Annotated in this window: 24 protein-coding genes; 8 read left to right on the top strand and 16 right to left on the bottom strand. The window is 40.6% G+C overall.

The features are described 5' to 3' along the window. Positions 1 to 79: 79 nt before the first annotated feature. Complete coding sequence (gene ruvA / locus FTU58_RS01100; protein WP_178865673.1) at positions 80 to 682, bottom strand: Holliday junction branch migration protein RuvA; 603 nt, start codon at positions 680 to 682, stop codon at positions 80 to 82. A 129-nt stretch (positions 683 to 811) separates the two neighbouring features. Beyond that, positions 812 to 2,152 (bottom strand): deoxyguanosinetriphosphate triphosphohydrolase, encoded by a 1,341-nt coding sequence (locus tag FTU58_RS01105; RefSeq protein ID WP_167845892.1) that lies wholly within the window; start codon positions 2,150 to 2,152, stop codon positions 812 to 814. A 261-nt stretch (positions 2,153 to 2,413) separates the two neighbouring features. Between FTU58_RS01105 and FTU58_RS01110 the strand changes: the two genes are divergently transcribed. After that, entirely contained in the window at positions 2,414 to 2,731 is a 318-nt protein-coding gene (locus FTU58_RS01110) for a YqfO family protein (protein WP_104851742.1), read from the top strand. Between the two features lie 562 nt (positions 2,732 to 3,293). Here the strand turns inward: FTU58_RS01110 and FTU58_RS01115 are convergent. Further along, complete coding sequence (locus FTU58_RS01115; RefSeq protein WP_180008337.1) at positions 3,294 to 4,070, bottom strand: nitroreductase family protein; 777 nt, start codon at positions 4,068 to 4,070, stop codon at positions 3,294 to 3,296. 150 nt (positions 4,071 to 4,220) lie between these two features. Then, positions 4,221 to 5,021 carry an enoyl-CoA hydratase-related protein gene (locus FTU58_RS01120; protein ID WP_096901116.1) on the bottom strand — a complete coding sequence of 267 codons (801 nt, stop codon included), beginning with the start codon at positions 5,019 to 5,021 and terminating at the stop codon, positions 4,221 to 4,223. A gap of 411 nt (positions 5,022 to 5,432) precedes the next feature. Between FTU58_RS01120 and FTU58_RS01125 the strand changes: the two genes are divergently transcribed. After that, positions 5,433 to 6,005, top strand: a complete 573-nt coding sequence (locus tag FTU58_RS01125; protein WP_096901115.1) for a nicotinate-nicotinamide nucleotide adenylyltransferase — start codon at positions 5,433 to 5,435, stop codon at positions 6,003 to 6,005. Between the two features lie 78 nt (positions 6,006 to 6,083). On the opposite strand, the gene FTU58_RS01130 is transcribed toward FTU58_RS01125, so the two are convergent. The 5 genes from FTU58_RS01130 to dapD form a co-directional block, all read right to left on the bottom strand. Next, complete coding sequence (locus FTU58_RS01130; protein WP_096901114.1) at positions 6,084 to 6,542, bottom strand: peroxiredoxin; 459 nt, start codon at positions 6,540 to 6,542, stop codon at positions 6,084 to 6,086. 70 nt (positions 6,543 to 6,612) lie between these two features. Continuing rightward, positions 6,613 to 7,017 carry a hypothetical protein gene (locus tag FTU58_RS01135; protein WP_004971768.1) on the bottom strand — a complete coding sequence of 135 codons (405 nt, stop codon included), beginning with the start codon at positions 7,015 to 7,017 and terminating at the stop codon, positions 6,613 to 6,615. Positions 7,018 to 7,030: 13 nt separating this feature from the next. Beyond that, the gene (gene queC / locus FTU58_RS01140) at positions 7,031 to 7,702 is read right to left on the bottom strand and encodes a 7-cyano-7-deazaguanine synthase QueC (RefSeq protein ID WP_136144778.1); all 672 of its coding nucleotides are present in this window, start codon (positions 7,700 to 7,702) and stop codon (positions 7,031 to 7,033) included. A gap of 89 nt (positions 7,703 to 7,791) precedes the next feature. Continuing rightward, complete coding sequence (queE, locus tag FTU58_RS01145) at positions 7,792 to 8,502, bottom strand: 7-carboxy-7-deazaguanine synthase QueE (RefSeq protein WP_136144777.1); 711 nt, start codon at positions 8,500 to 8,502, stop codon at positions 7,792 to 7,794. A gap of 80 nt (positions 8,503 to 8,582) precedes the next feature. Then, positions 8,583 to 9,404 carry a 2,3,4,5-tetrahydropyridine-2,6-dicarboxylate N-succinyltransferase gene (dapD, locus tag FTU58_RS01150; RefSeq protein ID WP_004971762.1) on the bottom strand — a complete coding sequence of 274 codons (822 nt, stop codon included), beginning with the start codon at positions 9,402 to 9,404 and terminating at the stop codon, positions 8,583 to 8,585. Positions 9,405 to 9,702: 298 nt separating this feature from the next. Between dapD and carO the strand changes: the two genes are divergently transcribed. Next, positions 9,703 to 10,452 (top strand): ornithine uptake porin CarO, encoded by a 750-nt coding sequence (gene carO, locus FTU58_RS01155; RefSeq protein ID WP_154320898.1) that lies wholly within the window; start codon positions 9,703 to 9,705, stop codon positions 10,450 to 10,452. 54 nt (positions 10,453 to 10,506) lie between these two features. Here the strand turns inward: carO and FTU58_RS01160 are convergent, their stop codons facing one another. From FTU58_RS01160 to FTU58_RS01190, 7 genes are all read right to left on the bottom strand, one after another. Then, complete coding sequence (locus FTU58_RS01160; RefSeq protein ID WP_180061934.1) at positions 10,507 to 11,703, bottom strand: outer membrane protein transport protein; 1,197 nt, start codon at positions 11,701 to 11,703, stop codon at positions 10,507 to 10,509. A gap of 184 nt (positions 11,704 to 11,887) precedes the next feature. Next, entirely contained in the window at positions 11,888 to 12,811 is a 924-nt protein-coding gene (locus FTU58_RS01165) for a CysB family HTH-type transcriptional regulator (protein ID WP_180061935.1), read from the bottom strand. A 52-nt stretch (positions 12,812 to 12,863) separates the two neighbouring features. Further along, the gene (locus tag FTU58_RS01170) at positions 12,864 to 13,925 is read right to left on the bottom strand and encodes a sulfate/molybdate ABC transporter ATP-binding protein (protein WP_168417798.1); all 1,062 of its coding nucleotides are present in this window, start codon (positions 13,923 to 13,925) and stop codon (positions 12,864 to 12,866) included. Positions 13,926 to 13,936: 11 nt separating this feature from the next. After that, positions 13,937 to 14,830, bottom strand: coding sequence for a sulfate ABC transporter permease subunit CysW (cysW, locus tag FTU58_RS01175; protein ID WP_096901108.1), 894 nt, complete (start codon positions 14,828 to 14,830; stop codon positions 13,937 to 13,939). Further along, positions 14,827 to 15,660, bottom strand: a complete 834-nt coding sequence (gene cysT / locus FTU58_RS01180; RefSeq protein ID WP_180061936.1) for a sulfate ABC transporter permease subunit CysT — start codon at positions 15,658 to 15,660, stop codon at positions 14,827 to 14,829. Before cysT ends, cysW begins: the two co-directional genes overlap by 4 nt. Positions 15,661 to 15,747: 87 nt before the next feature. After that, positions 15,748 to 16,353: an alpha/beta hydrolase gene (locus FTU58_RS01185; RefSeq protein WP_104851752.1), complete on the bottom strand. Its 606-nt coding sequence runs from the start codon at positions 16,351 to 16,353 to the stop codon at positions 15,748 to 15,750. A 319-nt stretch (positions 16,354 to 16,672) separates the two neighbouring features. After that, positions 16,673 to 17,680, bottom strand: coding sequence for a sulfate ABC transporter substrate-binding protein (locus FTU58_RS01190; RefSeq protein WP_180061937.1), 1,008 nt, complete (start codon positions 17,678 to 17,680; stop codon positions 16,673 to 16,675). A gap of 160 nt (positions 17,681 to 17,840) precedes the next feature. Between FTU58_RS01190 and pabC the strand changes: the two genes are divergently transcribed. The 5 genes from pabC (at position 17,841) to mtlD (ending at position 23,195) form a co-directional block, all read left to right on the top strand. Next, a complete protein-coding gene (pabC, locus tag FTU58_RS01195; RefSeq protein ID WP_180061938.1) occupies positions 17,841 to 18,674 on the top strand; it encodes an aminodeoxychorismate lyase in 834 nt (277 codons plus the stop codon). After that, positions 18,667 to 19,731 carry an endolytic transglycosylase MltG gene (gene mltG, locus FTU58_RS01200; protein WP_131261158.1) on the top strand — a complete coding sequence of 355 codons (1,065 nt, stop codon included), beginning with the start codon at positions 18,667 to 18,669 and terminating at the stop codon, positions 19,729 to 19,731. The genes pabC and mltG overlap by 8 nt, the downstream gene beginning before the upstream one ends. A 2-nt stretch (positions 19,732 to 19,733) precedes the next feature. Further along, complete coding sequence (gene tmk, locus FTU58_RS01205) at positions 19,734 to 20,342, top strand: dTMP kinase (protein ID WP_131261157.1); 609 nt, start codon at positions 19,734 to 19,736, stop codon at positions 20,340 to 20,342. Positions 20,343 to 20,460: 118 nt separating this feature from the next. After that, entirely contained in the window at positions 20,461 to 20,871 is a 411-nt protein-coding gene (locus tag FTU58_RS01210; RefSeq protein ID WP_096901103.1) for a PaaI family thioesterase, read from the top strand. Between the two features lie 194 nt (positions 20,872 to 21,065). Then, positions 21,066 to 23,195: a bifunctional mannitol-1-phosphate dehydrogenase/phosphatase gene (gene mtlD, locus FTU58_RS01215; RefSeq protein WP_154320891.1), complete on the top strand. Its 2,130-nt coding sequence runs from the start codon at positions 21,066 to 21,068 to the stop codon at positions 23,193 to 23,195. The last annotated feature ends 169 nt before the right edge of the window (positions 23,196 to 23,364 follow it).

Genomic DNA, 23,364 nt, shown 5'->3' on the forward strand with positions numbered 1-23,364 from the left:
CTCAACGGGCGACATCCATGTCGCCAGTCATGTATCCAATATTGGAAAGATGAACTTACGCTAGGTTTGTTGGCATCTTTTATTTATTCATCGACTTTAATGCTGCACGGATAATATCACTGGCTTCAGTAAAATCGGCCTTAACTGCATTAATCAGTTTTTGTGCTTCGGCAGGTTTATAACCTAAAGATTGTAAAGCGGCTTCGGCTTCGGCAACAGCAGAATTGCCTGTAAACTGAATTTGGGTCACAGTGGAATTGCTGCTGCTCACTTCGTTGGACATGGCTTTAAAGCGATCACGTAATTCAATCATTAAACGTTCAGCAGTTTTTTTGCCCACACCTGGCACTTTAATCAGGGTATTAATATCTTCATGTTCTACGGTGTGAATCAGTAGCTCGACGCTTAAGGTTGATAAAATACCTAGCGCCATTTTTGGGCCGACACCATTGACTTTAAGTAAGGTTCGGAAAATGGTTTTTTCTTGGGCTTCTAAAAAACCATATAACAATTGAGCATCTTCACGCACGGCTAAATGCGTCCATAGGGTAATTTTCTGCCCTTTTTGTAATTGGCAAAATGTGGTGAGCGGCGTGTCAATTTCATAGCCCACACCATTCACATTCAGCAACACGGTTGGTGCTTCTAAAGCCAATACTTCGCCAATAAGACATCCGATCATATTTGTGATTCACTGATTGATTTAAAATAAGTTGCTGTTCGCATAGTAGAGCGCATTTTCACAAAAGGCAAAATTCGTGCTTAAATTCTACGTCAATCTTATGTAAGTTATTGATATACATGTGATTCGTCATAGCAGACCAACCTTATTGCCTTGTAATTCTTGCGATAAATTATAGGCTTGGTGATCTGAAAACTTAGAGATAATGTCCAAGACTTGCATGATATTGTCATAATGATTATGCGCAAAATCTGCCCCTGAGCGTTGCAAGATGGACATTAAACGCTGCTCTTTAAAACTTAGGGTTTTATGGGGTGTGGTGAGCGGAATAAACGCATCCAAAATATTTTGTAAACTTTGATGCGCAATAATTTCCAATCCAGCTTTTTGCGGATGCTCGAAAATTTTCTCACGCGCTAAGTCTTTGGCGCGATTAATACCAATTTCAATATCTGCTGAGCAATACTGTAAAAGGCTGCCTTTAAGTTGTCCCATTAGGATTTCAAAATGGTGTTTGGCAAACGCTGTGGTGACTTCATCGACTAAACGCTTCATGACCCGACCACGCAAAGCGGCAATTTTTTGTTGCCATGTGGTACGTGCCATCGCTAGTTCTGCAGGAATACTGTAGTCACCAATCAAGTTTAAAAAGATCGGTTCAACTTCTTCATAGCTGAGCATGTTTAAAATAATGCCATCTTCCAAATCAATTAAGGCATAGCAAATATCATCCGCTGCCTCCAATAAATATGTCAGTGGATGACGACAATAGTGATAATCGCCCAATTGAATCAGTCCAAGTTGTTCTGCAATTTGTTTGAGAATTTCTTTTTCAGCTTGGTAACAACCAAATTTATCACGTTGATTGGCAGGGCGGTTGCCTTGTTCGGCAATGGTTTTGGAGAGCCATGGATATTTTAAATAAGCGCCTAAAGTGGCATAGGTTAAACGCATGCCGCCATCATTTGGATGATAGTCAATTTTGGTGAGTAGCCGTAAACCTTGTGCATTGCCTTCAAACTGACGGACATCAGCTTCTTCTTCATCGCTGAGTTTGGCGAGGAAATTGCCGTGTGAAGCATCATCAAACCATTCACGAATGGCATATTCGCCTGCATGCCCGAAAGGTGGATTACCAATATCATGTGCCAAGCAAGCAGCTTGAATAATCGCACCGACATCGGCAGGGGAAATCCACATAGGCAAGTGATCTTTAATTTTTTCTGCAGCCAACATTCCCAATGAACGTCCAATACAAGACACTTCTAAAGAATGGGTTAGGCGAGTGTGAATGCCATCGTGTTGAGTCAGTGGATGGACTTGGGTTTTACGGTTTAGCTGTCTAAAACTTTGCGAAAAAATAATACGGTCATAATCTTTATGAAAAGGGCTGCGCGCCTGTTCTGTACTTTGTTTTTTACTACCAATTCGAACTGTGGAAAGCAGTTCTAACCAACGCATTTGAGTCATTTATCATTATTCACTATGTGCTTGTTTTGCATCATGCCAAAAAAATGACAAAAGCTCTAGGGGCGTGCGACATGGCTTGTCTTTTTAAATCTAAAATCATACAAAATGGGGGATAAGTTTGTGGCGAAGCGTACTTTAAATTTTTTGGGAATTGTATAAATTGAGGATTGGATGATGCGTATAGGTTGCCAAAATAGCAACGATGCCCAATTTTTTATGCTAATTTCTAATTAATTGTGAAATGGATAGCGAAGTTTAAATATGCTCAAACTGATTTACTATGTGCCTGAATCTCATCTTGAAGAAACTAAACTGGCGGTTTTTGCAGCGGGTGCAGGTGGAATTGGCAATTATGAACATTGTGCATGGCAGGTTTTAGGCACAGGGCAATTTAAGCCTGTCAAAGGAGCAAATCCGTTTATTGGTGAGTTAGATGCTTTGGAACACGTTGCCGAATGGCGCGTGGAAACCATTGTACCTGAGCAAAATGCTCAGGCAGTCGCAAAAGCGCTCAAGGCAAGCCATCCTTACGAAGAGCCTGCCTTTGAGTTTATGCAACTTTTAGATATTAATTTTTAAAGACTTAAATACCAATTTTTAAAGACTTAAATACCAATTTTTAAAGAAAAATAGAATTGTACGATCACTCATATATGGATTGGGGCAAATATAAGTTGCGTAGATAGATTTTACTTTTCACGGGCGAAAAGTAACAAAAGCCCTCTGTTAGACTGATGGTACGTCCTGTACCACAGTCTAACGGGCGACATCCTTGTCGCCTTATCACGAGTCAAAATGTGGCTAGGTTTTAAAAATACAGTTGAAATATTAGGGTCTGTTGACACTTCATCTATGTTTGCGACGTGAGAGATATATCTCGCAAGGTTTTTTAGCTGATATAAGGCATGGGGCAGGAAATTTAGTTATTCTAAATGACTGACTCATAACGCAATAGCAGCAAAAAATATGCTCGTCCCCTTGCGCAGCAAACAAAGCAGCGCTTTGTTCTTGCTCATGTGGCTAAAACTTTCTCAGATTACGTTATGAAACTTGGCAATAGTCTCGCTATTCCTTGCGTTTCATGCCTAATCTGCTCAGTTTTAGCCTACAGCGCAAGCCATTTATGAAATGTTAACAGCCCCTAGACTTTCTGAATAAACAGGTCACGGTCAAAACGGTATTGCGGGAAAAAGACACCATCTTCGGCACGTTCACCTGCAGCAATCACCATCACTGGAAATTGTTGATCATTCAGTTTTAAGAGTTTGCGTACCATCGGCTCATCAAAACCTTCCATCATGCAGCTATCAAAACCGTGTGCGCGAAGGGCCAAGACCATATTTTCACAGGCGAGTGCTGTAGTTTTACTTGCCCAAAGTTTGGCATCTGCAGGGTTAAATGCAGTCACAGGTAATTGTTTATCTAAACTACGTGCAATTTTGAAAGCGACTTTCTTAAAGTTACCTACTGCGTTTAAGTAGCCAGTCATGTAGTTATAAGGAATAAACTTGTAATATTTTTTGACTGAAGCAGGTGCTTCAGGAAAAGGGAACTCGCTGATATTCTTTTTTGCCATTTCATCAACACGGTCTGTACGTGCAATACACACGATTAGCTCTGCTGCAGTACGAGCAGCGAGTTGTCCTAAGCAGGCTTTAACCAGTTGTTTTTTCTTGGCAGGATTTTGCACCACGACAAAAGTCCACGGTTGTAAATTAGATGAGTTTGGTGCCAATAAAGCCATATCTAAACAATCATCCAATACTTCCGCAGGAATGGCTTTGTCGGTAAATTTACGCACCGAACGACGGCTTTGAATGACTTTTTTAAAGTTTTCTACATCAATATCTTGTGGTGCAGGTTCAAAATAACGTTCTTTTTTTTCAGCTTTAACATCGGCTGGATTTGGATTAGACATTACAATTTTCCTCAATTTTTTAATGATTGACAGCTCATTGCAGAATATGGGGGCGAATAAAGAAAAAACCACATTCAGCCAAAATGAATGTGGTTTTAAAACGTCTAGTTTACTTGAAATGGGTGTAAGTACATTTCAGCTAAACAACGTTTAATTAAATTGGCTGAAATCAGGTTTACGTTTTTGCATAAAGGCCTGCACCGCTTCCATCATTTCTGCTGAGCCGACACGTTGCATAAAAATCTCTGCTTCATGGTCAATCCACGCCACAATTTCATTGACATTATGTTTCATGAGGGCTTTAGATTGTTTAAGTGATGCCAATGGTAAAGCTGCCAATTGTGCTGCTTTTTGTTGCGCCGTTGCATAGACATCGGTTTCAATGCTATTAACTAAATTTGCCGATAATGCCGTTTCGCTATTGAATTTTTGTGCAGTTAGCAACAGTTCAGCCGCTTTGTGATAGCCTGCTTGTTCTACTAGAAGTTTGCTTGATGCACCTTCAGGCGATAAGCCCAAGCTCACAAATGGAATTTGGAATAGGGCAGTATTGTCGCTATATACCAAATCTGCATGTAATAGAATTGTGACACCAATGCCAATTGCCACCCCACGTACAGCTGCAATCAGCGGTTTAGAAAACTTAGCTGCAGATTTTAATAAGATGAATGGAGGGCCTTCGGCAGCAGGTAGTTGTCCTTTAAGTGCAGCAGACTTCATAAAGTCTTGCATGTCATTGCCAGCACTAAAATCTGCATCTGTGCCACGTAAAATTACACAACGTACTGCGTTGGACTGATCTGCTTCATCTAAGGCTTGTGCAATCCACAAATATAATTCACCATACAGCGCGTTTTTTGCTTCTGGTCGGTTGATGGCTAAAGTCAGTACGCCATTGTCTAAATTCGCATTCAAATGTGGGTGAGGTTGTTGAATACAGCTCAGTGTCATCGTACTATCCTTGCTTTGATTGGTTTGAATTTATGGCTCATTATGTCGCAAATTCGCAGCGCTGGCACAACTCATGAGTTCATAAAAAGTTAGTGAATGATGAGATTTGCGTTCCTAATTCAATGTGAAATTTATTTAGAATTTGGGGTTGTTCATTTAAAAAATGAATAAGCAAGGCGGAATCTTAACCTCTATTAATTCTATTTTAGGATTAACCTTCGGTTCGACCTACTTTTGTTTTGGCAAAAGTAGGCAAAACCATTTGTCATCCACGAAACCTGCCCAATTATTGTTTTTGATTTATTATCTTGCAAAAACAATAATGAGTTGATACCACGCAGGTTGTGGATGACATTTCCGCGTATCAGATAGCATCATGTTGTTATCAAAATTAGGATTGGCGTATTTATTATGCAATATACGTTTGATTATTTGGTTTTCATTGGCCGCTTTCAGCCATTTCATTTGGCGCATTTGCAAACCATTCAAATTGCGTTAGCACGTAGTCATTATGTGATTTTGGCATTAGGTTCTGCACAAAATGAGCGCAATTTAAAAAATCCGTTTTTAGCCAAAGAACGTGAGCAGATGATTTTGTCTAACTTTTCACCTGAGATGCAAGAACGGATTAAGTTTGTGCATGTCGTAGATGTCTACAATGATGAAAAATGGCAAAAACTAGTCAAATCTTTAGTCGGTGAATTGATTCAACCGCAAGATCGTGTTGGTTTAATTGGGCATTTTAAAGATGACTCGTCTTATTATTTAAAGTTTTTCCCTGAATGGGAGATGGTAGAATTAGACAGCTTGCAAGATGCCATGTCTGCTACGCCTGCACGTGAGGCTTATTATCGTGGGGAAATACAGCCTAATTTTTTCCCGCAAGGCACAATTGATTTCTTAACCGCATTTCAAAACACGGAAATTTATCGTCAATTACAAGACAAATACCAGCAGCAGGACAGCAGTAATTTGACGGAGTAATCCAGTTTTTAAATGAAAAAGGATGATTGAAAAAGCTTTCAATCATCCAGAACATTGTGTTTTTTTAGAGGCTGAAAATTAAGCCTGTAAAGCGGTTAAATCCGCAAGCACTTGCTCGGCATGTCCTGCAGCTTTGACTTTACGATATTCTTTCAGTAATTGACCTTGATGGAAAATAAAAGTAGAGCGTTCAATGCCCATAACTTTTTTGCCATACATATTTTTTTCTTTAATCACATCAAACAACTGACACAATACTTCTTCTTTATCGCTAATCAAGTTGATGCCTAAAGATTGTTTTTCGGTAAAGTTTTGATGGGCTTTGACTGAGTCGCGCGAAATGCCAATGATGGTGGTATTAAGCGCATCAAATTGTGGCTTTAGCGCAGTAAAATCGACAGCTTGTGTGGTGCAGCCTGGGGTAGAATCTTTCGGGTAAAAATACACCACTAACCAATCTGTACCAAGTTCGGTTAAATTGACTTCGCCTGTGGTTGCAGGAAAAGCTTGATTTGGTAATTGAATTGTCGTGCTCATATTTTTCTCCAAAATCATGCACATAAAAAACTAGCCACATAAAGTGGCTAGTTGAAATTGTTAAGAAAAATTATTTTTTCTCAGCCGCTTTCATTGCTTCTTCAGTTAAGGTTTTTAATTTACCTGTAAGCTGAGGACCAAAACAAGTTTGCAAATCTTTATTTTGCTTTTGTACAAAAGCTAAAGTCGCAGGGCTCTTTTTCTGGTTAATTGCGCTTTGAATTTCCCATTTTTGAGCGTTGGTTAATTTACCATCTGCTTCTACTGCACAAGTACAATATTTGCTTACTTCAGCTGTAGTCAGTTTTTTGCCTTTTGCAGTTTCTTCTTTACAAACATTAATTAAAGCTGCTTTTACATTGGTGCTTTTATATGCTTGTTGCAACTTGTCATTATTTGCGTGTGTCGTTGTTGCGAATAATGCAGCAACAGACATAATCGCAGAAACTATAATGTTTGATTTTAAATTTTTCATACACTTTACCTTGTTATGACGGTATATAACGCGTTGGGTCTGCAACACCGGCATCGGCAAAACCTTGTTTGCGTAAGCGACAGCTGTCACATTTACCACAAGCACGTCCTTGGTCATCTGCTTGGTAGCAAGAAACCGTTTGACTATAGTCTACGCCATGTTCAATACCTAAGCGAATAATATTTGCTTTGGATAAATGTAACAAAGGTGTCTCAAATTTTAATGGTTTGCCTTCTACGCCAACTTTGGTTGCCAAGCGTGCCATATTGGCAAAAGCATCAATAAATTCAGGACGACAGTCAGGATAGCCCGAATAATCTACCGCATTAATACCAATCACAATTGCTTCTGCATCAAAAACTTCGGCAGCTGCCAAAGCATAAGACAGGAAGATGGTATTACGCGCAGGCACATAAGTCACAGGAATACCTTCTTGCTCATGATCAGGTACTTCAATGCTGTGATCGGTCAGGGCAGAACCGCCCAAGTTGCCTAAATCAATATTAATCACACGATGCTCAATGCCTGCATTTTTAGTCAAGGCACGTGCAGCATCTAGCTCTGTAGTCGAGCGTTGACCATACATAAAACTAAGTGCAATACATTCATAACGCGCTTGTGCCCATGCCAAACACGTGGTTGAGTCTAATCCACCAGATAACAATACAATGGCACGAGGGCGCATAATTGAACTCCAAATTTTAAAATATAGCGATAGAACTTGAGCAAAAGTGTGAAGATTGACGTCAATACGAATGGGGATTCGTGAGGAGATTAACGACCTGTTTCATCATTCCAAAGCAATTTATGTAATTGCAATTGGAAACGAACAGGGAGATGGTCGGCTAAAATCCACTGTGCCAAATCACGTGCAAGTTGTGGCAAGGCGACTGCACCTTTTTCGACAGCAAATGCAGGGGAGAACCACACTGTATCGACTTTTTTATGCAACTGATATTGCTCAACTTGCTGCTTCGCCCAAAGATAATCGTCATGATTGCAAATCACAAATTTGATTTGATCATGTGGGTTTAAAAAATCTAAATTTGATAATAAGTTGCGTGACATTTCACCCGATGCAGGGGTTTTTAAATCCAGCACCTTCGACACACGGTTATCCACTTTAGAAATATCTAAAGCTCCACTGGTTTCCAAAGACACTTCACAACCTAAATCTGCCAAGCGTTGCATGAGTGGCAGTGCATTCGGTTGAGCCAGAGGTTCACCGCCCGTCACACATACATACGGTGTTTTAAATTCTAGCGTGGTTTGGATGATGTCATCTAAAGATTGACGTTCGCCACCTTCAAAAGAATAAGTGGTATCACAGTAATGGCAACGCAATGGACAACCCGTTAAACGAATAAACACGGTTGGCAAGCCCGATGTATTGGCTTCGCCCTGCAATGAATAGAAAATCTCCGTGATGCGTAAACCCGCAGACGGATCAGAAACAGGAATAGCGGAAGATCGGAGGGTATTCATAAAATTCATCACAGTATGTAAAAAAACAAAAATCCCTACGGTCATTGCTGGCCGTAGAGATGGGGAAAACTAAAAAAAGTTTAGTCTTCGCGTAATAAATCGTTCAAACTGGTTTTTGCACGGGTTTTTGCATCTACTTTCTTCACAATGATAGCAGCATACAAGCTATAAGTGCCACATTTAGAAGGCAGGTTACCAGAAACTACCACCGAACCTGCAGGTACACGACCATAATGGATTTCGCCAGTTTCACGGTCATAAATTTTGGTCGATTGACCAATATAAACGCCCATAGAAATGACCGAACCTTCTTCTACAATCACACCTTCAACAATTTCAGAACGTGCGCCAATGAAGCAGTTGTCTTCAATAATTGTTGGATTTGCTTGAAGTGGCTCAAGTACTCCACCAATACCTACACCACCCGATAAATGCACGTTTTTACCAATTTGTGCACATGAACCTACAGTTGCCCATGTATCAACCATGGTGCCTTCATCTACATAAGCGCCAATATTGACATAAGATGGCATTAACACCACATTTTTGGCTTGGAATGAACCTTTACGTGCAACTGCTGGCGGTACAACACGCACACCTGCTTGTTTGAATTGCTCGTCAGTCCAACCTGTAAATTTCGTGTCTACTTTGTCGTAGAAACGCAAATCGCAAGATTCAATTGGCTTGTTATCATTGAGTTTAAAAGATAACAAAACTGCCTTTTTTAACCATTGGTGAACGATCCACTCACCATTAATTTTTTCAGCAACGCGTAATGTGCCGTTATCTAAACCTGCAATTGCTTGTTCAACTGCCTGACGAATTTCAGCGGGACAATCTGCAGCGCTGAAATTAGCGCGGTCTTCAAATGCTTGTTCAATGATTGTTGAAAGCTGAGACATCGATGTTCTTACCAGAAAAAAATTTCCGAAGATTTTACACTATATTGAGTGAGGAATAGATAAAAATTGGAACAGATTGGAATTTATCCTTGGCAAAATAAAACAAGTTAAGTTGAGCGCTAAATTGTTGAAGTTTTGAAAATAAATGCTTTTGCAATAAACAATAAGAATAAATTTGTATCAAAAAATAACAAAAACGGGGTGAATTTTGCATAAAAGCTGAGCGCAACATGCTCTATAGTTTTCTCATGACAAAACGAATGAAAATTCAAAAAGTTTTAGTTTGAGGAGAAACACAATGAAAACTTTACATACAATTTTAGCCGCTTCGGTATTGGCAGCAGTTGCAGGTTCTGCAATGGCAGATACAGCCGTGGTAAAAGATGGTTATGCGTTTGATCGTAACCAACTCATTCCAACAGGTGTACGTGCTGAAGTAGGAACAACAGGTTATGGCGGTGCATTGCTTTGGACTGCAAACCCGTATGTGGGTTTAGCGCTGGGTTATAACGGTGGCGATATTTCTTGGTCGGATGATTTATCGGTCAATGGCTCAAAGTATGATATGGATATGGACAATAATCTGACCTATTTAAATGCTGAGATTCGTCCGTGGGGTACTAGTCCAAGTAAGTGGGCTCAAGGTGTTTATGTCGCTGCTGGTGTTGGTTATGTAGATAATGAATATGACCTTGACCGCCGTGTTAAGCCTGAAGAAGGTTTCTCAGTAAACCATACTGATTTTACAGCGGGTACAGATGGAGCTCATATCAATGGTAAAATGAGTTATAAAAATGACATTGCGCCGTATTTAGGTCTAGGTTTTGCACCAAAGATTAACAATAACTGGGGTGTGTTTGGTGAAGTTGGTGCATATTACACCGGTAACCCAGAAGCTAACTTAACGCTAGTAAGTGGTGGAGCTCCAGATAATGCTACACGTGGTTCACTTGTAGATAACATTGCTACTGATGAAGAAAAAATCCGTACAGATGATAAGCATCAGTGGATGCCAGTTGCTAAACTTGGTGTAAGTTACCACTGGTAATATCTATTAGCTTGAGCTAAACCAAAAAACGAGCTTCGGCTCGTTTTTTGTGTCTTAAAAGCGATGTGCTAATTTCAAGTGATAAACCCAAGCCTCACGTTGTTCGAGTGAAGAAAAACTTGAAATTTGAGTGATCAATGACTGTGGTTGTACCGTGTCTGGCTTGGTAAAGTGCAAATAATGCAGACCTGCAATCATAAACGTTTTGGGGTTAAAGTGATAAACTGTGCCCGTACCAACACCAACATAACCATCTACAGGGTTTAAACTTGAGGCAGGATTACCTGCACCAGAATCCCATAATCCTTCCACCGCAGTGATCCACTTGGGTGACCATTGATGGGCAAAACCCAAACGCGTAGACCATTGATTCTTTTGATAATCAATCAGGTTGAACTGATTACCTAGTCCTTCAGATTGCAGAATTGCTGCAAATTGAGTGGGTTGAATTTTAAAATATTGCCAATTGACCCATCGCAATGATCCGTACAGAAAATTTTGTGCAGGTAAACCGGTGTGAAAATCTAAATTCACCGATTCAGGGGTCTGAATTTCAGTTGCTTGTTGTGGTGCAATCTCTAAAGGAAATCCCCAAATACTTTCGCTTGCATTGGTACTGTGCTTGATTTTAGAGCGATAAGTAATTGCTGTATTAAATGCATATTCAGGAATTTGGTAGCTTACACCTGCCAACCAACCCCACGCATGGTCTTTGGGGAAATTTACGTGATAATCAAAAAAGGTATAGTCAACTTGAGTACCAATTTTCAGATCACCTGAAAATGACTGGTAACTTAGACCTGTAAAGAGGTTCCAATGTTGTGTGGGTTGATAGCCAATGAGTGCTGTAATATTTCTTGAGTCAAACTTAATATCTGCATTTTCTATAGGTAAGGGTTCACCTGAAAGAATAGGACTATAGTGATAATCCACATCAACAAAATAAGGTTGGTCAAATAATAACGCCACAGAAATTTGTGGATGTGGTTGTAATTTTAATGCAGCTTGGATGAAGTGTTGATTATTGACTAAATTGCCTGTTGAAAAATCTTGAACGCCTAATTCGGCAATATTTTGTTGATGCTGTACCTGACCTGAAATATTGGTATCCACGTGTAGCAAAGCGACTTCCGCATAATTACCTTTTTCAAAGAAAGCTTGAATGGATTGATTGCTGCGTTCTAAAGCGGCAGCAGAGGCATAACCTAGCGGCAGGACACACAGCAATCCAACAAAAATGTGAAATTTCATGTTACGTCCTTGGTCTAAATTATAGAATTGTGTTTAAAATCAAATAATCATTTTTATTGTTGATTATATTTTATGCATAATTTGAATCAATTTAAAACATTATTTTCCTGTTTTAAGATAAACGAAGATCGTGGCGAAATAATGAAACATAAGAGAGCGAATGCGCTCTCTTATGTGAATGGGGTTATTCGTCAGGATAAGCAATGCGCTTTAACGCTTTAATATCGGCATTTGGGGCACATAATGAAATAAACTCATAGCCGTAGCCACGCAGTAAATGACCTTTGCGCACCGCAATCCACGTGGTATTAATGCCAAAAATATCGGTCTGAATTTGTTTGAGACGATAATCACGTTCAGCATCGTATGCCACATTGTTGACCACACCAACGCCCATGCCTAATTCCACATAGGTCTTAATGACATCGGCATCCAGTGCTGACATTACAATATTGGCATCGATTCCTGCATCGGTAAAAGCCTTATCAATTTTAGAGCGACCCGTAAAACCACCGTGATACGTAATAATTGGGTAGTCTGCTAAATCGGTCAGCTGAATGTCAGTTTTACTCGCTAAAGGATGATCTTGCGGGGTGATAATGCTGTGCTGCCAGTTATAGTAAGGTACGCTAGCCAAGTTGTCTTCTGTGGTTAAAGACTCTGTTGCAATACCAATATCGGCTTCACCCTGAAGCAGCATTTCTGAAATTTCGACAGGGCTGGCTTGTTGTAAAATCAAATGAACTTTAGGAAATTCCTTTTTAAATTGATTCACAATTGGTGGCAATACATAACGTGCTTGGGTGTGAGTTGTTGCAATGGTGAGCGTGCCTTCATCAACTTTATTAAAGTCATCGGCAAGGCGTTTAATGTTATCTGCATCAACCAACATGCGTTCGACAATACTCAGCAAAGCTTGTCCTGGCTCGGTTAAACCTAGTAGACGTTTGCCTTTGCGCACAAAAAGCTGCACACCAAGCTCATCTTCAAGGTCTTTAATGTGCTTACTCACGCCCGATTGAGAGGTGTATAGTGCTGCAGACGCTTCGGTTAAATTAAAGTTTTGCCGAACGGTTTCTCTAATAATTCTAAGTTGTTGGAAGTTCATAGTGGTGCAACCCTAAAAAGGATGGAGCGGGTTAGGCTCCATCTTGATGTCCTTATGCGACTTGATTTTCAAATAAATGTAAAGTGGTTACACTTAACCAAACCGTTTGATTTGGGCGGAATTGGTGCAGTTTCGCTTCATCTGCAGTGAGTGCAATTTCAATTAAATTCCCTTGGCGATCTTGCAATTCTGCAACTACTTTACCAGCAATCCAAACCTCACGTAAGAAGGTCGCTTGAATGGTATTTTCCTGTGGTTGGGCATGAATATGCAACTCATCTGGACGCGCAAATGCAATCACTTTGCCTTGTGGCGCATTTGGTTGATTGAGAAGTTGTACGCGATCTTCACCAATTTGCACAATCCCTTGATGATGTTGTCCTTCAAAACGGTTGGCTTGACCTAAGAAGTCAAATACAAACGGAGTTGCAGGCTGTTCATACACTTCACGCGGTGAACCAATTTGTTCGACATTACCTTTGTTCATGACAATAATTTGATCGGCAACTTCGAGTGCTTCTTCCTGATCGTGGGTCACGAAAATTGAAGTGATGTGTAATTCATCATGCAAAGTTCTTAACCAACGACGTAATTCTTTACGCACTTTGGCATCAAGCGCACCAAAAGGTTCATCCAATAACAATACGCGTGGTTCTACCGCTAAGGCACGTGCCAAAGCAATACGTTGACGTTGTCCACCCGATAATTGTGCAGGATAACGGTCTGCTAAAAAGCTTAACTGTACCAAGTCGAGTAAACGCATAACACGCTTTTTAATCTCGGCTTCTGAAGGTCGGGTTGCACGTGGACGTACCCGTAAACCAAATGCGATATTGTCAAATACGGTCATGTGGCGGAATAGGGCATAGTGCTGGAAAACGAATCCAACTTGACGTTCGCGCACATGCACATCGGTTGCATCCTGACCCTCTAATATCACTTGCCCACGATCTGCCGACTCTAATCCTGCAATAATACGCAACAAGGTGGTTTTACCACAGCCTGAAGGCCCAAGCAGCGCCACCAGTTGGCCATCTGGAAAATCGAGGGAGATGTCTTTAAGTGCATGGAATGCACCAAAATTTTTTTCAATATTTTTAACTTGAATACTCATGCGGTCATTCCTTAAGAAACAGTTGAATCTTCATTGCGTTGGTTTTGCTTTTCTTGGCGAATTTCAACCCAAGTTTTTAAAATCAGGGTCACAATCGCGAGAAGTGCCAAGAGAGAGGACACCGCAAACGCAGCACTAAAGGTATATTCGTTATAGAGAATTTCGACGTGCAGCGGTAGGGTGTTGGTTTCTCCGCGAATATGCCCCGATACCACAGATACCGCGCCAAACTCACCCATTGCGCGGGCATTACACAGAATCACGCCGTAAATTAAACCCCATTTTATATTTGGCAAAGTGACTTTCCAGAAGGTCTGCCAACCCGATGCACCTAATACAATCGCAGCTTCTTCTTCCTCTGTGCCTTGCGCTTCCATTAAAGGAATCAATTCACGCGCCACAAAAGGTACAGTAATGAAGATGGTGGCAATCACAATTGCAGGTACGGCATATAAAACTTTGATGTCGTGTTCCATCAACCAGCCGCCCATCCAACCTTGTGTACCAAAAATCAGGACTAGCATTAAACCTGCAATGACCGGAGAAACTGAAAAAGGCATATCAATTAAGGTGGTGAGAATCGACTTACCACGGAAATTGAATTTCGCCACTGACCACGCTGCGGCAATACCAAATACCACGTTTAAAGGTACGGCAATGGCTGCAGTGAGTAAGGTTAATTTCACTGCCGATAAAGTGTCAGGATGCACCAATGCTTGGGCATAGACACCAATGCCTTGTTTAAACGCTTCGACAAAAACCAAAATCAGCGGCAAAATCAGACAGCTTAAGAAGAAAATGAAGGCAATTGCAATCAGGGTATAGCGTACCCAAGTCGGTTCACGTGTTGCATCGCGTGATTGTAGTTTTTCAGCCAAAGCATTGCTGTTGGTATTTAAACTCATCGTGCAGCTCTCCCTGTGCGACGACTTGCCCATGCTTGTAATAAGTTAATTAAGAACAGCATGACAAAAGAAATCAGCAACATCACCACAGCAATTGTGGTTGCACCTGCGTAGTCATATTCTTCTAAACGAGAAATAATCATTAAGGGTGCAATTTCAGTTTTAAATGGTTGGTTACCTGCAATGAAAATCACCGAGCCATATTCACCCACGCCACGCGCAAATGCGAGGGCAAAACCTGTAATCAGTGCAGGCAATAAAATAGGGAAAATCACTTTGGTGACAATTTGAAAGCGGTTAGCCCCTAGCGCAGATGCTGCTTCTTCCAACTCGGTTTCTAATTCACTGAGTACGGGTTGCACGGTACGCACAACAAATGGAATACCAATAAAAATCAGGGCAAGGGTAATCCCGATAGGGGTATACGCGACTTTAATGCCTAATGGTTCTAAATATTGTCCAATCCAGCCAGTCGGTGCGTATAAAGAAGTTAAGGCAATACCCGCAACTGCAGTAGGCAATGCAAAAGGTAAATCAACCAAAGAATCTATAATACGTTTGCCTGGAAAGCTGTATCGTACCAAACACCATGCCAATAATAAGCCGAAGACGACATTAATAAAGGCTGCAATGAGCGCAGCGCTAAAACTGAGTTGCAAAGATTTTTGGATACGTTCTGAACTTAAAATTTCCCATAAACCATCCCAACCGATACCCAGCGATTTAATAAATACAGCCGATAAGGGAATAAGAACAATTAAGGATAAATACGCTAGGGTAAAGCCTAGAGAAAGACCAAATCCTGGCAGCACTTTGGATCGCTGCGACATGATGACTCCTCAAAAGAGAGAATGAGTGTTTGAAAACAAACAGATAAAAGTAAAAGATAAATTCGGCACAAGCATAATTTGCGAAGATTAAATTGCAAATTTGAATAAATACTTGTTGTTATCAGAAATACTGATATATGATTGCATATTTTCTGCAATCAAATAATCATAAATTTCAGGAAATGCCCCAAAGCCTGATGCAACATTAATATGACCCACTTGTCCTAAATTAATCGGTGTTAATTGCCATGCTTGGGCAAGTGCCTGTGCATCTGCAAAACTTAGCCATGGGTCATTTTCACTGATCAATAAGCGTGTCGGTACAGCCAATTTAAGTTGCTGAAAATAAGCCGAATAATTGCTTTGGCTGTGTTGTGCAAAACCAGATTCACCAAAACGGGCAGGGTTAGCAGGTGCAACCAAAACCACATTTTTAATTTTCGCCTGCAATTTAGGTTGCTGTGCTAAGGCTGCCACTGTGGTCAGACAACCAAAGCTGTGCGCGACAATTTGAATATCGTTCTGAATCGGGGCAACTGTTTTGACAAATTCAGCAACCCAGTTCTGTAAAATTGGGCTATTCCAGTCTGACTGTTGTACACGCGAGCAAGACATGAGTTGTCGTTGTAACCAAGATTGCCAGTGCGCATATTCACTGCCACCTACACCTGGAACAATTACGGTATGAATCATGTCGATGCTCCTTCGCATATTTCAGCCTGAAATAATGATCTGAATAACGCTTGAATATGAATTGAACCTATCATTTTCAGCTTTGGCTGTGATCACTTGGATTCAAAACTCAGTAAGATAATGCTGTAAAATTCATGTTTTAAATAATCTGCAACAAGGATAACTAGAGTTTCTATGCAAAAAAAATAATTAAAAATGAATTTTATATGAATAAAAGAGATATATGTGAATCAGGTAAAAATGCGTTTGTGAAAACACCCGCATTTTTCAATTTGGGTGTTTTCAGCTAGCGCTTTGGTATGATTTACCTTTCGGAGTATTATTTGGTTTGGTTGGCTTTGACAATCTGATCGAAAATGCCACCATTTTCAAAGTGTTGCTTCTGAACTTTGCTCCATCCACCAAACTCTTGATCAATAGTCACCAACTTCAATGGTTTAAATTGCGACTTATATTGTGCCAACACCGTAGCATTACGTGGTCGGTAATAATTCTTCGCAGCAATGTTTTGACCCGCAGGCGAATAGAGATAGTTTAAATAGGCTTTGGCTAAGTGTTGATTGCCATCTTTTTGCACATTTTTCTCTACAATCGCCACAGGCGGTTCAGCCAAAATAGATAGAGAAGGTGTGATGATCTCAAATTTACCCGGTTGTTCACGCACGGCTAAATAGGCTTCATTTTCCCAAGCTAACAAAACATCACCAATGCCACGTTCTGCAAAAGTGGTGGTTGAGCCACGTGCGCCTGAATCCAATACTTTGGTTTGTTTATAAATTTGGCGAACAAACTCTTGCGCTTTAGCATCATTGCCCGCAGGTTTATGTTTTGCCCATGCCCACGCTGCCAAATAGTTCCAGCGTGCACCGCCAGATGTTTTTGGATTTGGAGTAATGATTTCCACACCAGGTTTGACCAAATCGCCCCAATCTCGAATACCTTTCGGGTTGCCTTTACGCACTAAAAATACAATTGTGGATGTATAAGGGGTCGAGTTGTGCGGAAATTTCTTTTGCCAGTCTTTAGGTAATAGACCGCGTTTGGCAATTTCATCAATATCGGCAGCCAGTGCCAAAGTTACGACATCGGCACCTAGACCATCAATCACCGCACGTGCTTGTTTGCCCGAACCGCCATGTGATTGTTTAAAATTGATGTTTTGCCCCGTGGCTTTTTTCCAGTACGCACCGAAATCTTTGTTAAAGTTATCGTATAATTCACGGGTTGGATCATAGGAAACATTCAGAAAGTCTTTTGCAGAAACGCTCAAAGTTGTTGCCGAAAGTACTGCCGCCAGTAGTCCAATTTTCAGTTTTGTAAAGTTCATGTTTGACCTCAGGTATTAAATATGTTGTTGAATGAGGCAAGCATATCGGTAGTCTATTTGCTGAAAAAATAATTTAAAATGCGGTGAATATCAGTAAATGATAAATATAAATTTCTTCATTGTTTTCTATATTTAGAGATAAATAACGAGTACATCTTCTATGCAGTGTTATAAAAATGCCATGCCAATCGAGCAGATTCATGTGTTAGATCGCGCGTTTCATTATGGCGATGGATGCTTTAGCACTGCACGTATTCGCCAAAATCAAATTGAATTACTTGACCGCCATTTGGCGCGTTTGCAATATGCTAATCGCCAACTTTCTTTAAATGCCAATCTTGAGTTAATCACTGAAACGCTGACACTTTTAAAGCAGGCGCATGGTGAATTAAACGGTACTTTAAAGATTGTTTTAAGTCGTGGTGTGGGGCAGCGTGGCTACAGCTTGCCTGTTCATCCTGCCGATGTTTGGGTGTTTTTCTATCCACAAGTACAAGCGGCTTTAGATACGGCATATCATTATGACATCATTCAAAGTGGCATCTTGGCACAAGCGATTGGACTAAGCATGCCGAATTTAGTTGGGCTGAAAAGTCTAAACCGACTTGAACAGGTATTGCTCAAACAAGAAGCCGATCAAAAAGGCTGGACAGAAGCTTTGGTTACTGATGTACAGGGCAGTGTGGTTGAAGGTGTGAGTAGTAATTGTTTCATTCGTATAAACAATACATGGATTACCCCGCAACTTGGTTATAATGGCGTGCACGGTGTCATGCGGGCAGAAATTTTATCGCGCATGCAACAACAGAATTTGCATTGTGAACAGCGTGATGTTCATGTTTCGGAAATTGCGCAGATTCAAAGTCTGTTTTTCTGTAATGCCTTAACGCCCATGAAAATTGTCAGCCATTTAGGGCAGCAGGTTTTAGATGTGCAGCCGTGTGTGGAACTATTTAAGCAACTTCAACTGAATCAGATTCATTCTTATGTCTAAGCGTCCATCAAAATCTAAAAAGAAAACCAAACCTATATGGTCTAAGCGTGCTATTCAGGGTGCGCTTATTTTTGTACTCGGACTGTTTTTGGTCATTGGCATGATCTTATGGTCAAGCTTATTTAAAGATTATCCTGTTGAAGGCAAAAAACAATTATTGGCGATTAATGATGGTGATACCTATTCACGCTTTATTGATCGTTTGGCAGAACAAGATCATGTGAATTTTCCAATTGTTTTAAAGCTCTATCAACGGGTGATGATTCACGACAGCATGAAAAAAGGCGTGTATGAAGTTCGTCAGGGTATGAGTGTACGTCAGGTTATGGAAATGATCGCCAATGCTGAAAATGCACAAATGAACCGTATTTTGGTGATCGAAGGCACGACTTTTAAACAATTGATTGATGCGTTAAAGAAAGATGAGTTGGTCACCAAAGAAGTGTCGCATTTGCCGTATGATCAAATGCTAAAAGCTTTAAATATTCCTTTTACACATCCCGAAGGTTTATTTGCGCCGAATACTTATTTCTTTGCCAAAGGTGAAACTGACCGTAAAATATTAACCGATTTATATCAGCGTCAAATGAAATCATTGGATGATGCTTGGAATAATCGTGCAGCAGATTTGCCCTATAAAAATAAATATGAAGCTTTAATCATGGCATCTATTATTGAAAAAGAAACCAATGTTGATGCTGAATTAGAGCAGGTTTCGGGTGTGTTTGTACGTCGTTTAAAACTGGGGATGCGTTTACAGACTGACCCAACCGTGATTTATGGTATGGGTGACCGTTATCAGGGCAATATCACCCGTCAGGATTTACGCACTCCAACGCCATACAACACCTATACCATGAGTGGCTTAACGCCAACACCAATTGCTTTGCCAAGTCAAAAAGCCATTGAAGCGGCTATGCATCCAGACCAATCTGACAATATTTATTTTGTCGCGACAGGTAACGGTGGGCATAAATTTAGCACCAATTTGCAAGATCATAACCGTGCCGTACAGGAATATTTAAACGTACTACGCACGAAAAAATCAGGGGAATAAGCATGTTTATCAGTTTTGAAGGTACTGAAGGGGTAGGCAAAACTACACTTATTCGCCGTATTCATGATTATTTTACTGCACAAGGTCAGTCGGTGGTTTTAACCCGTGAACCGGGTGGAACCCCTATGGCAGAGCAAATTCGTGCTTTGTTGCTCGAGGTCAACCATGAAGAAAAAATGTGTTCAGACACTGAGTTATTGTTGATGTATGCAGCGCGTGCACAGCATTTAGATCGGGTGATTTTACCTGCGTTGGCTGCAGGAAAAACTGTACTGTGTGACCGTTTTAGTGATGCGAGTTTTGCTTATCAGTGTGCAGGACGTGGTTTGAGTGAAAGCAAGTTGCAGACTTTAAATAATAACTTTGTGGCACGTATGCCTGACTTAACTTTCTGGCTGGATGCACCGATTGAACTGGGTATGACCCGTGCACGGGCACGTGGTGAACTTGATCGTTTTGAACAAGAGAAAGCAACTTTCTTTGAGAAAGTAAGAGGTGGCTATCAAACTTTGTGGGAGCGACACCCTGAGCGAGTGAAGCGCTTAGATGCAACACAAAGCCCCGATCAAGTATTTGCACAGGCGATGCACTATTTGCAAGCGAAGGCATAACAAACAAAGGTATAACAAGCCAATGGGTCATGGTTATGCATTTGATTGAATGGAAAAATCTTCTATAGTGGAAATGCTTTAGAAGATTTTTTTATTTAAATAATAGCGAATAGTAAATATGACCAAAGACGAAATTATTGAATTTTTAAAAGTTGAGTTTCCGCAAAGTTTGGAAAAATGTGAAATTGTGTCCATCACGCCACGTGGGGCATTGGTGAATTATCACATCGATGAACGTGATTTACGCCCAGGTGGTACGGTATCAGGGCCGACTATGATGACTGTTGCAGACTATGCACTTTATATCGCCATTTTAGGGGAGTTGGGTTTGGTGGCTTTGGCGGTGACCAGTAATTTAAACATCAACTTTTTACGCAAGCCCGCAGCAGGGCGTAATTTACGTGGTGAATGTCGCTTAATGAAAGTAGGGAAAAACCTCGTGGTCGGTGAGGTTTGGGTATATTCCGAAGGTGTAGATGATGCCGTGGCGCATGTCACAGGGACGTATTCGATTCCACAGATTGGCTGAGAATAAAGTCAGCTTTATCTTAATTTTAGTTACTTATATTTACCATGTGGTTACATATGTACACATACTACATGAAAATCAGGGTTTGATTGGTTAAAAAATAATCACAAATATTTCATTTTATGTTTTTCATATAGATCAAATCTGCTTTTGTCTAAGCTAGCAACCCGTAAGTGATAAAACAAGGGAGCTAAATGCTTAAATTTAAGAACAATATTGTTCATGGAGCAATCTTTGATATGGATGGAACAATGTTTGATACTGAACGATTACGGTTTCAAACATTGAAGCAGGCATCTCAGGAGCTCATTGGCGTTGAATTTTCAGACGTATACCTCATGCAATGTTTGGGTTTGAGTGCAAAGAGCGCTGAACAACTGGCGCAAGCAGAATATGGTGCAGACATTCCTTACCGTGAGATCCGTCAGCGTGCTGATGAACTAGAACTAGAAAGTGTGCGCAATTTTGGTGTGCCCATTAAAAAAGGTTTGTTGCAGGTATTAGAGCGGTTACGAAAGTCTGGCTTGAGAATGGCGGTTGCTACGTCTAGTCGTCGTGCCATTGCCGAAGAATATTTGATTAATGCCAATGTCTATAAGTTTTTTGATGTATTAGTTTGTGGCGATGAGGTGCAACAGGGCAAGCCACATCCTGAAATTTTTATAACAGCCGCACAAAAAATTAATCTAGAACCCAGCGAATGTTTCATGCTGGAAGATTCTGAAAATGGAATCAAATCTGCACATGCAGCGGGTGGCATAACCATACTATTTCGGGATATCAAAAAACCTAATGCTAATATGTTGTTACTCACGCAGCATTATTACGCAAGTATGCAAGCTTATTTAGATGACTTAAATCAAGTTATTCCTGTATTGGAAATGCCGAGTTTACAAGAGGCCTTCCCGCAAACTTTAAATCAGTTGAGTGTGGGGATTCATGGTTTTGGTGCAATAGGTGGGGGCTATTTGGCCCAAATTTTATCGCACTGGGATGGCTATACCCGTCCTAAACGTATTTATGCTTCTACACGGAATACCTTATATCGTTCTGCAGTAAACGCCTTTGGAACGTATTCAATTCGTTATGGACAATGTTCTTATGATGAACGAATTGAAAATATGCACATCATTGATGCGGAGAACTTGCAGCAGATGCAGCAAATGTATGTGGAGTCGAGCCTAATTGCATTATGTTTGCCTGAACATGCTTTACAGCAAGAGGCTAAAGTAATTGCGCAGGGCTTATATGCCCGTTTTATAGCGCAAGTTGAACTCTATCAGCCTTTAACTATTTTGGTAATTTTAAATAAAGTTGGGGCAAAACAGCTCTTGATGACGCATATTCATCAGGCGTTAGAGGCGTTGTTGGATCCCGATACGGCAGCCAAAATTATGGAGCAGCATTATTTTTGCGATACTGTCGTAAATAGAATGGTCTCTAAATTAAGCGATCAAAACTTATATCGCCAATTACGCATCAAGTATAATATTTTTAAGCAATTTCAGTTGGATGACGAAGCAGAGCCAATTGAAATTGAAGACAATACTCGATTGCAGCCTGAGCAAGAGCGTCAAGCCACCTTATATGTAGAAGATTTAAGACGCAATTTTCAGCCCAGTCACATTTTGCAAAGTATGGATTTAATTTTATTTCATGCTGAAAGTGACATGCCTATTTATGTGGAAAATGCCAGTCCATTATTGCAACACATGCGTCAAATGATTTTGGTAGATGATATTGCCGAAATCCAACTCATTAAAAATCGTTTATGGAATGGTGTACATGCCATGATGGCTTGGTTATCCAGTTTAATAGGGCATAACAGTATTGGTGTCGCAATGGCAGACCCATTGGTTGCAGATTTTACCCGCGCTGTTTCGGCACAAGTAGCGTTGGGATTAGCTGCACAGTTGCCGCATCGTCAGCAAAACTTAAAGCATCTGGCACAGAGCTTTCTGGACTCATGTGAACATGCCTATAAAGACCCGTGTCAGCGTGTGGCACGTGACCCTTTGCGTAAACTCTCAGCCAATGAACGGGTGATGGGTGCTTTGATTTATCATCTGCAGCATGATTTAGCTGCAAATTATGTGCAGAAAGGAGTGGTGTTGGGCTATCTGTATGCAATTAAAATGCAGCAGTTGGGGGCTCAAGCAGCATTACAGCATTTGTCAAAACAATTGCAAAATGCGCCTATAGACGAACAGACACGGCAGCAATTGCAGTACATAATTAGCCACCAATTACAGCAACTATTGGCTGGTCAAGTTCGCTTAGAAGCATTTATTCAAGATGGTACTCAAGTTGCAGCCGTAATCTAAAACTCAACTTGATGAATTCTTGGGGGGAGGTTTAGTAAGTTAACGTCATCATATTCAAAATGATAAAATATCGAATCGTGTTATGGAACACGATTCGGTGCTTTCTTGCATTAGAATTCAAATGCACTTTATTCACAGATACTTTTATGCAAATGCTGTTGTGTAACAA

Source organism: Acinetobacter sp. YH12120 (genome assembly GCF_013418795.1).
In the GTDB taxonomy this organism is placed as follows: domain Bacteria; phylum Pseudomonadota; class Gammaproteobacteria; order Pseudomonadales; family Moraxellaceae; genus Acinetobacter; species Acinetobacter towneri.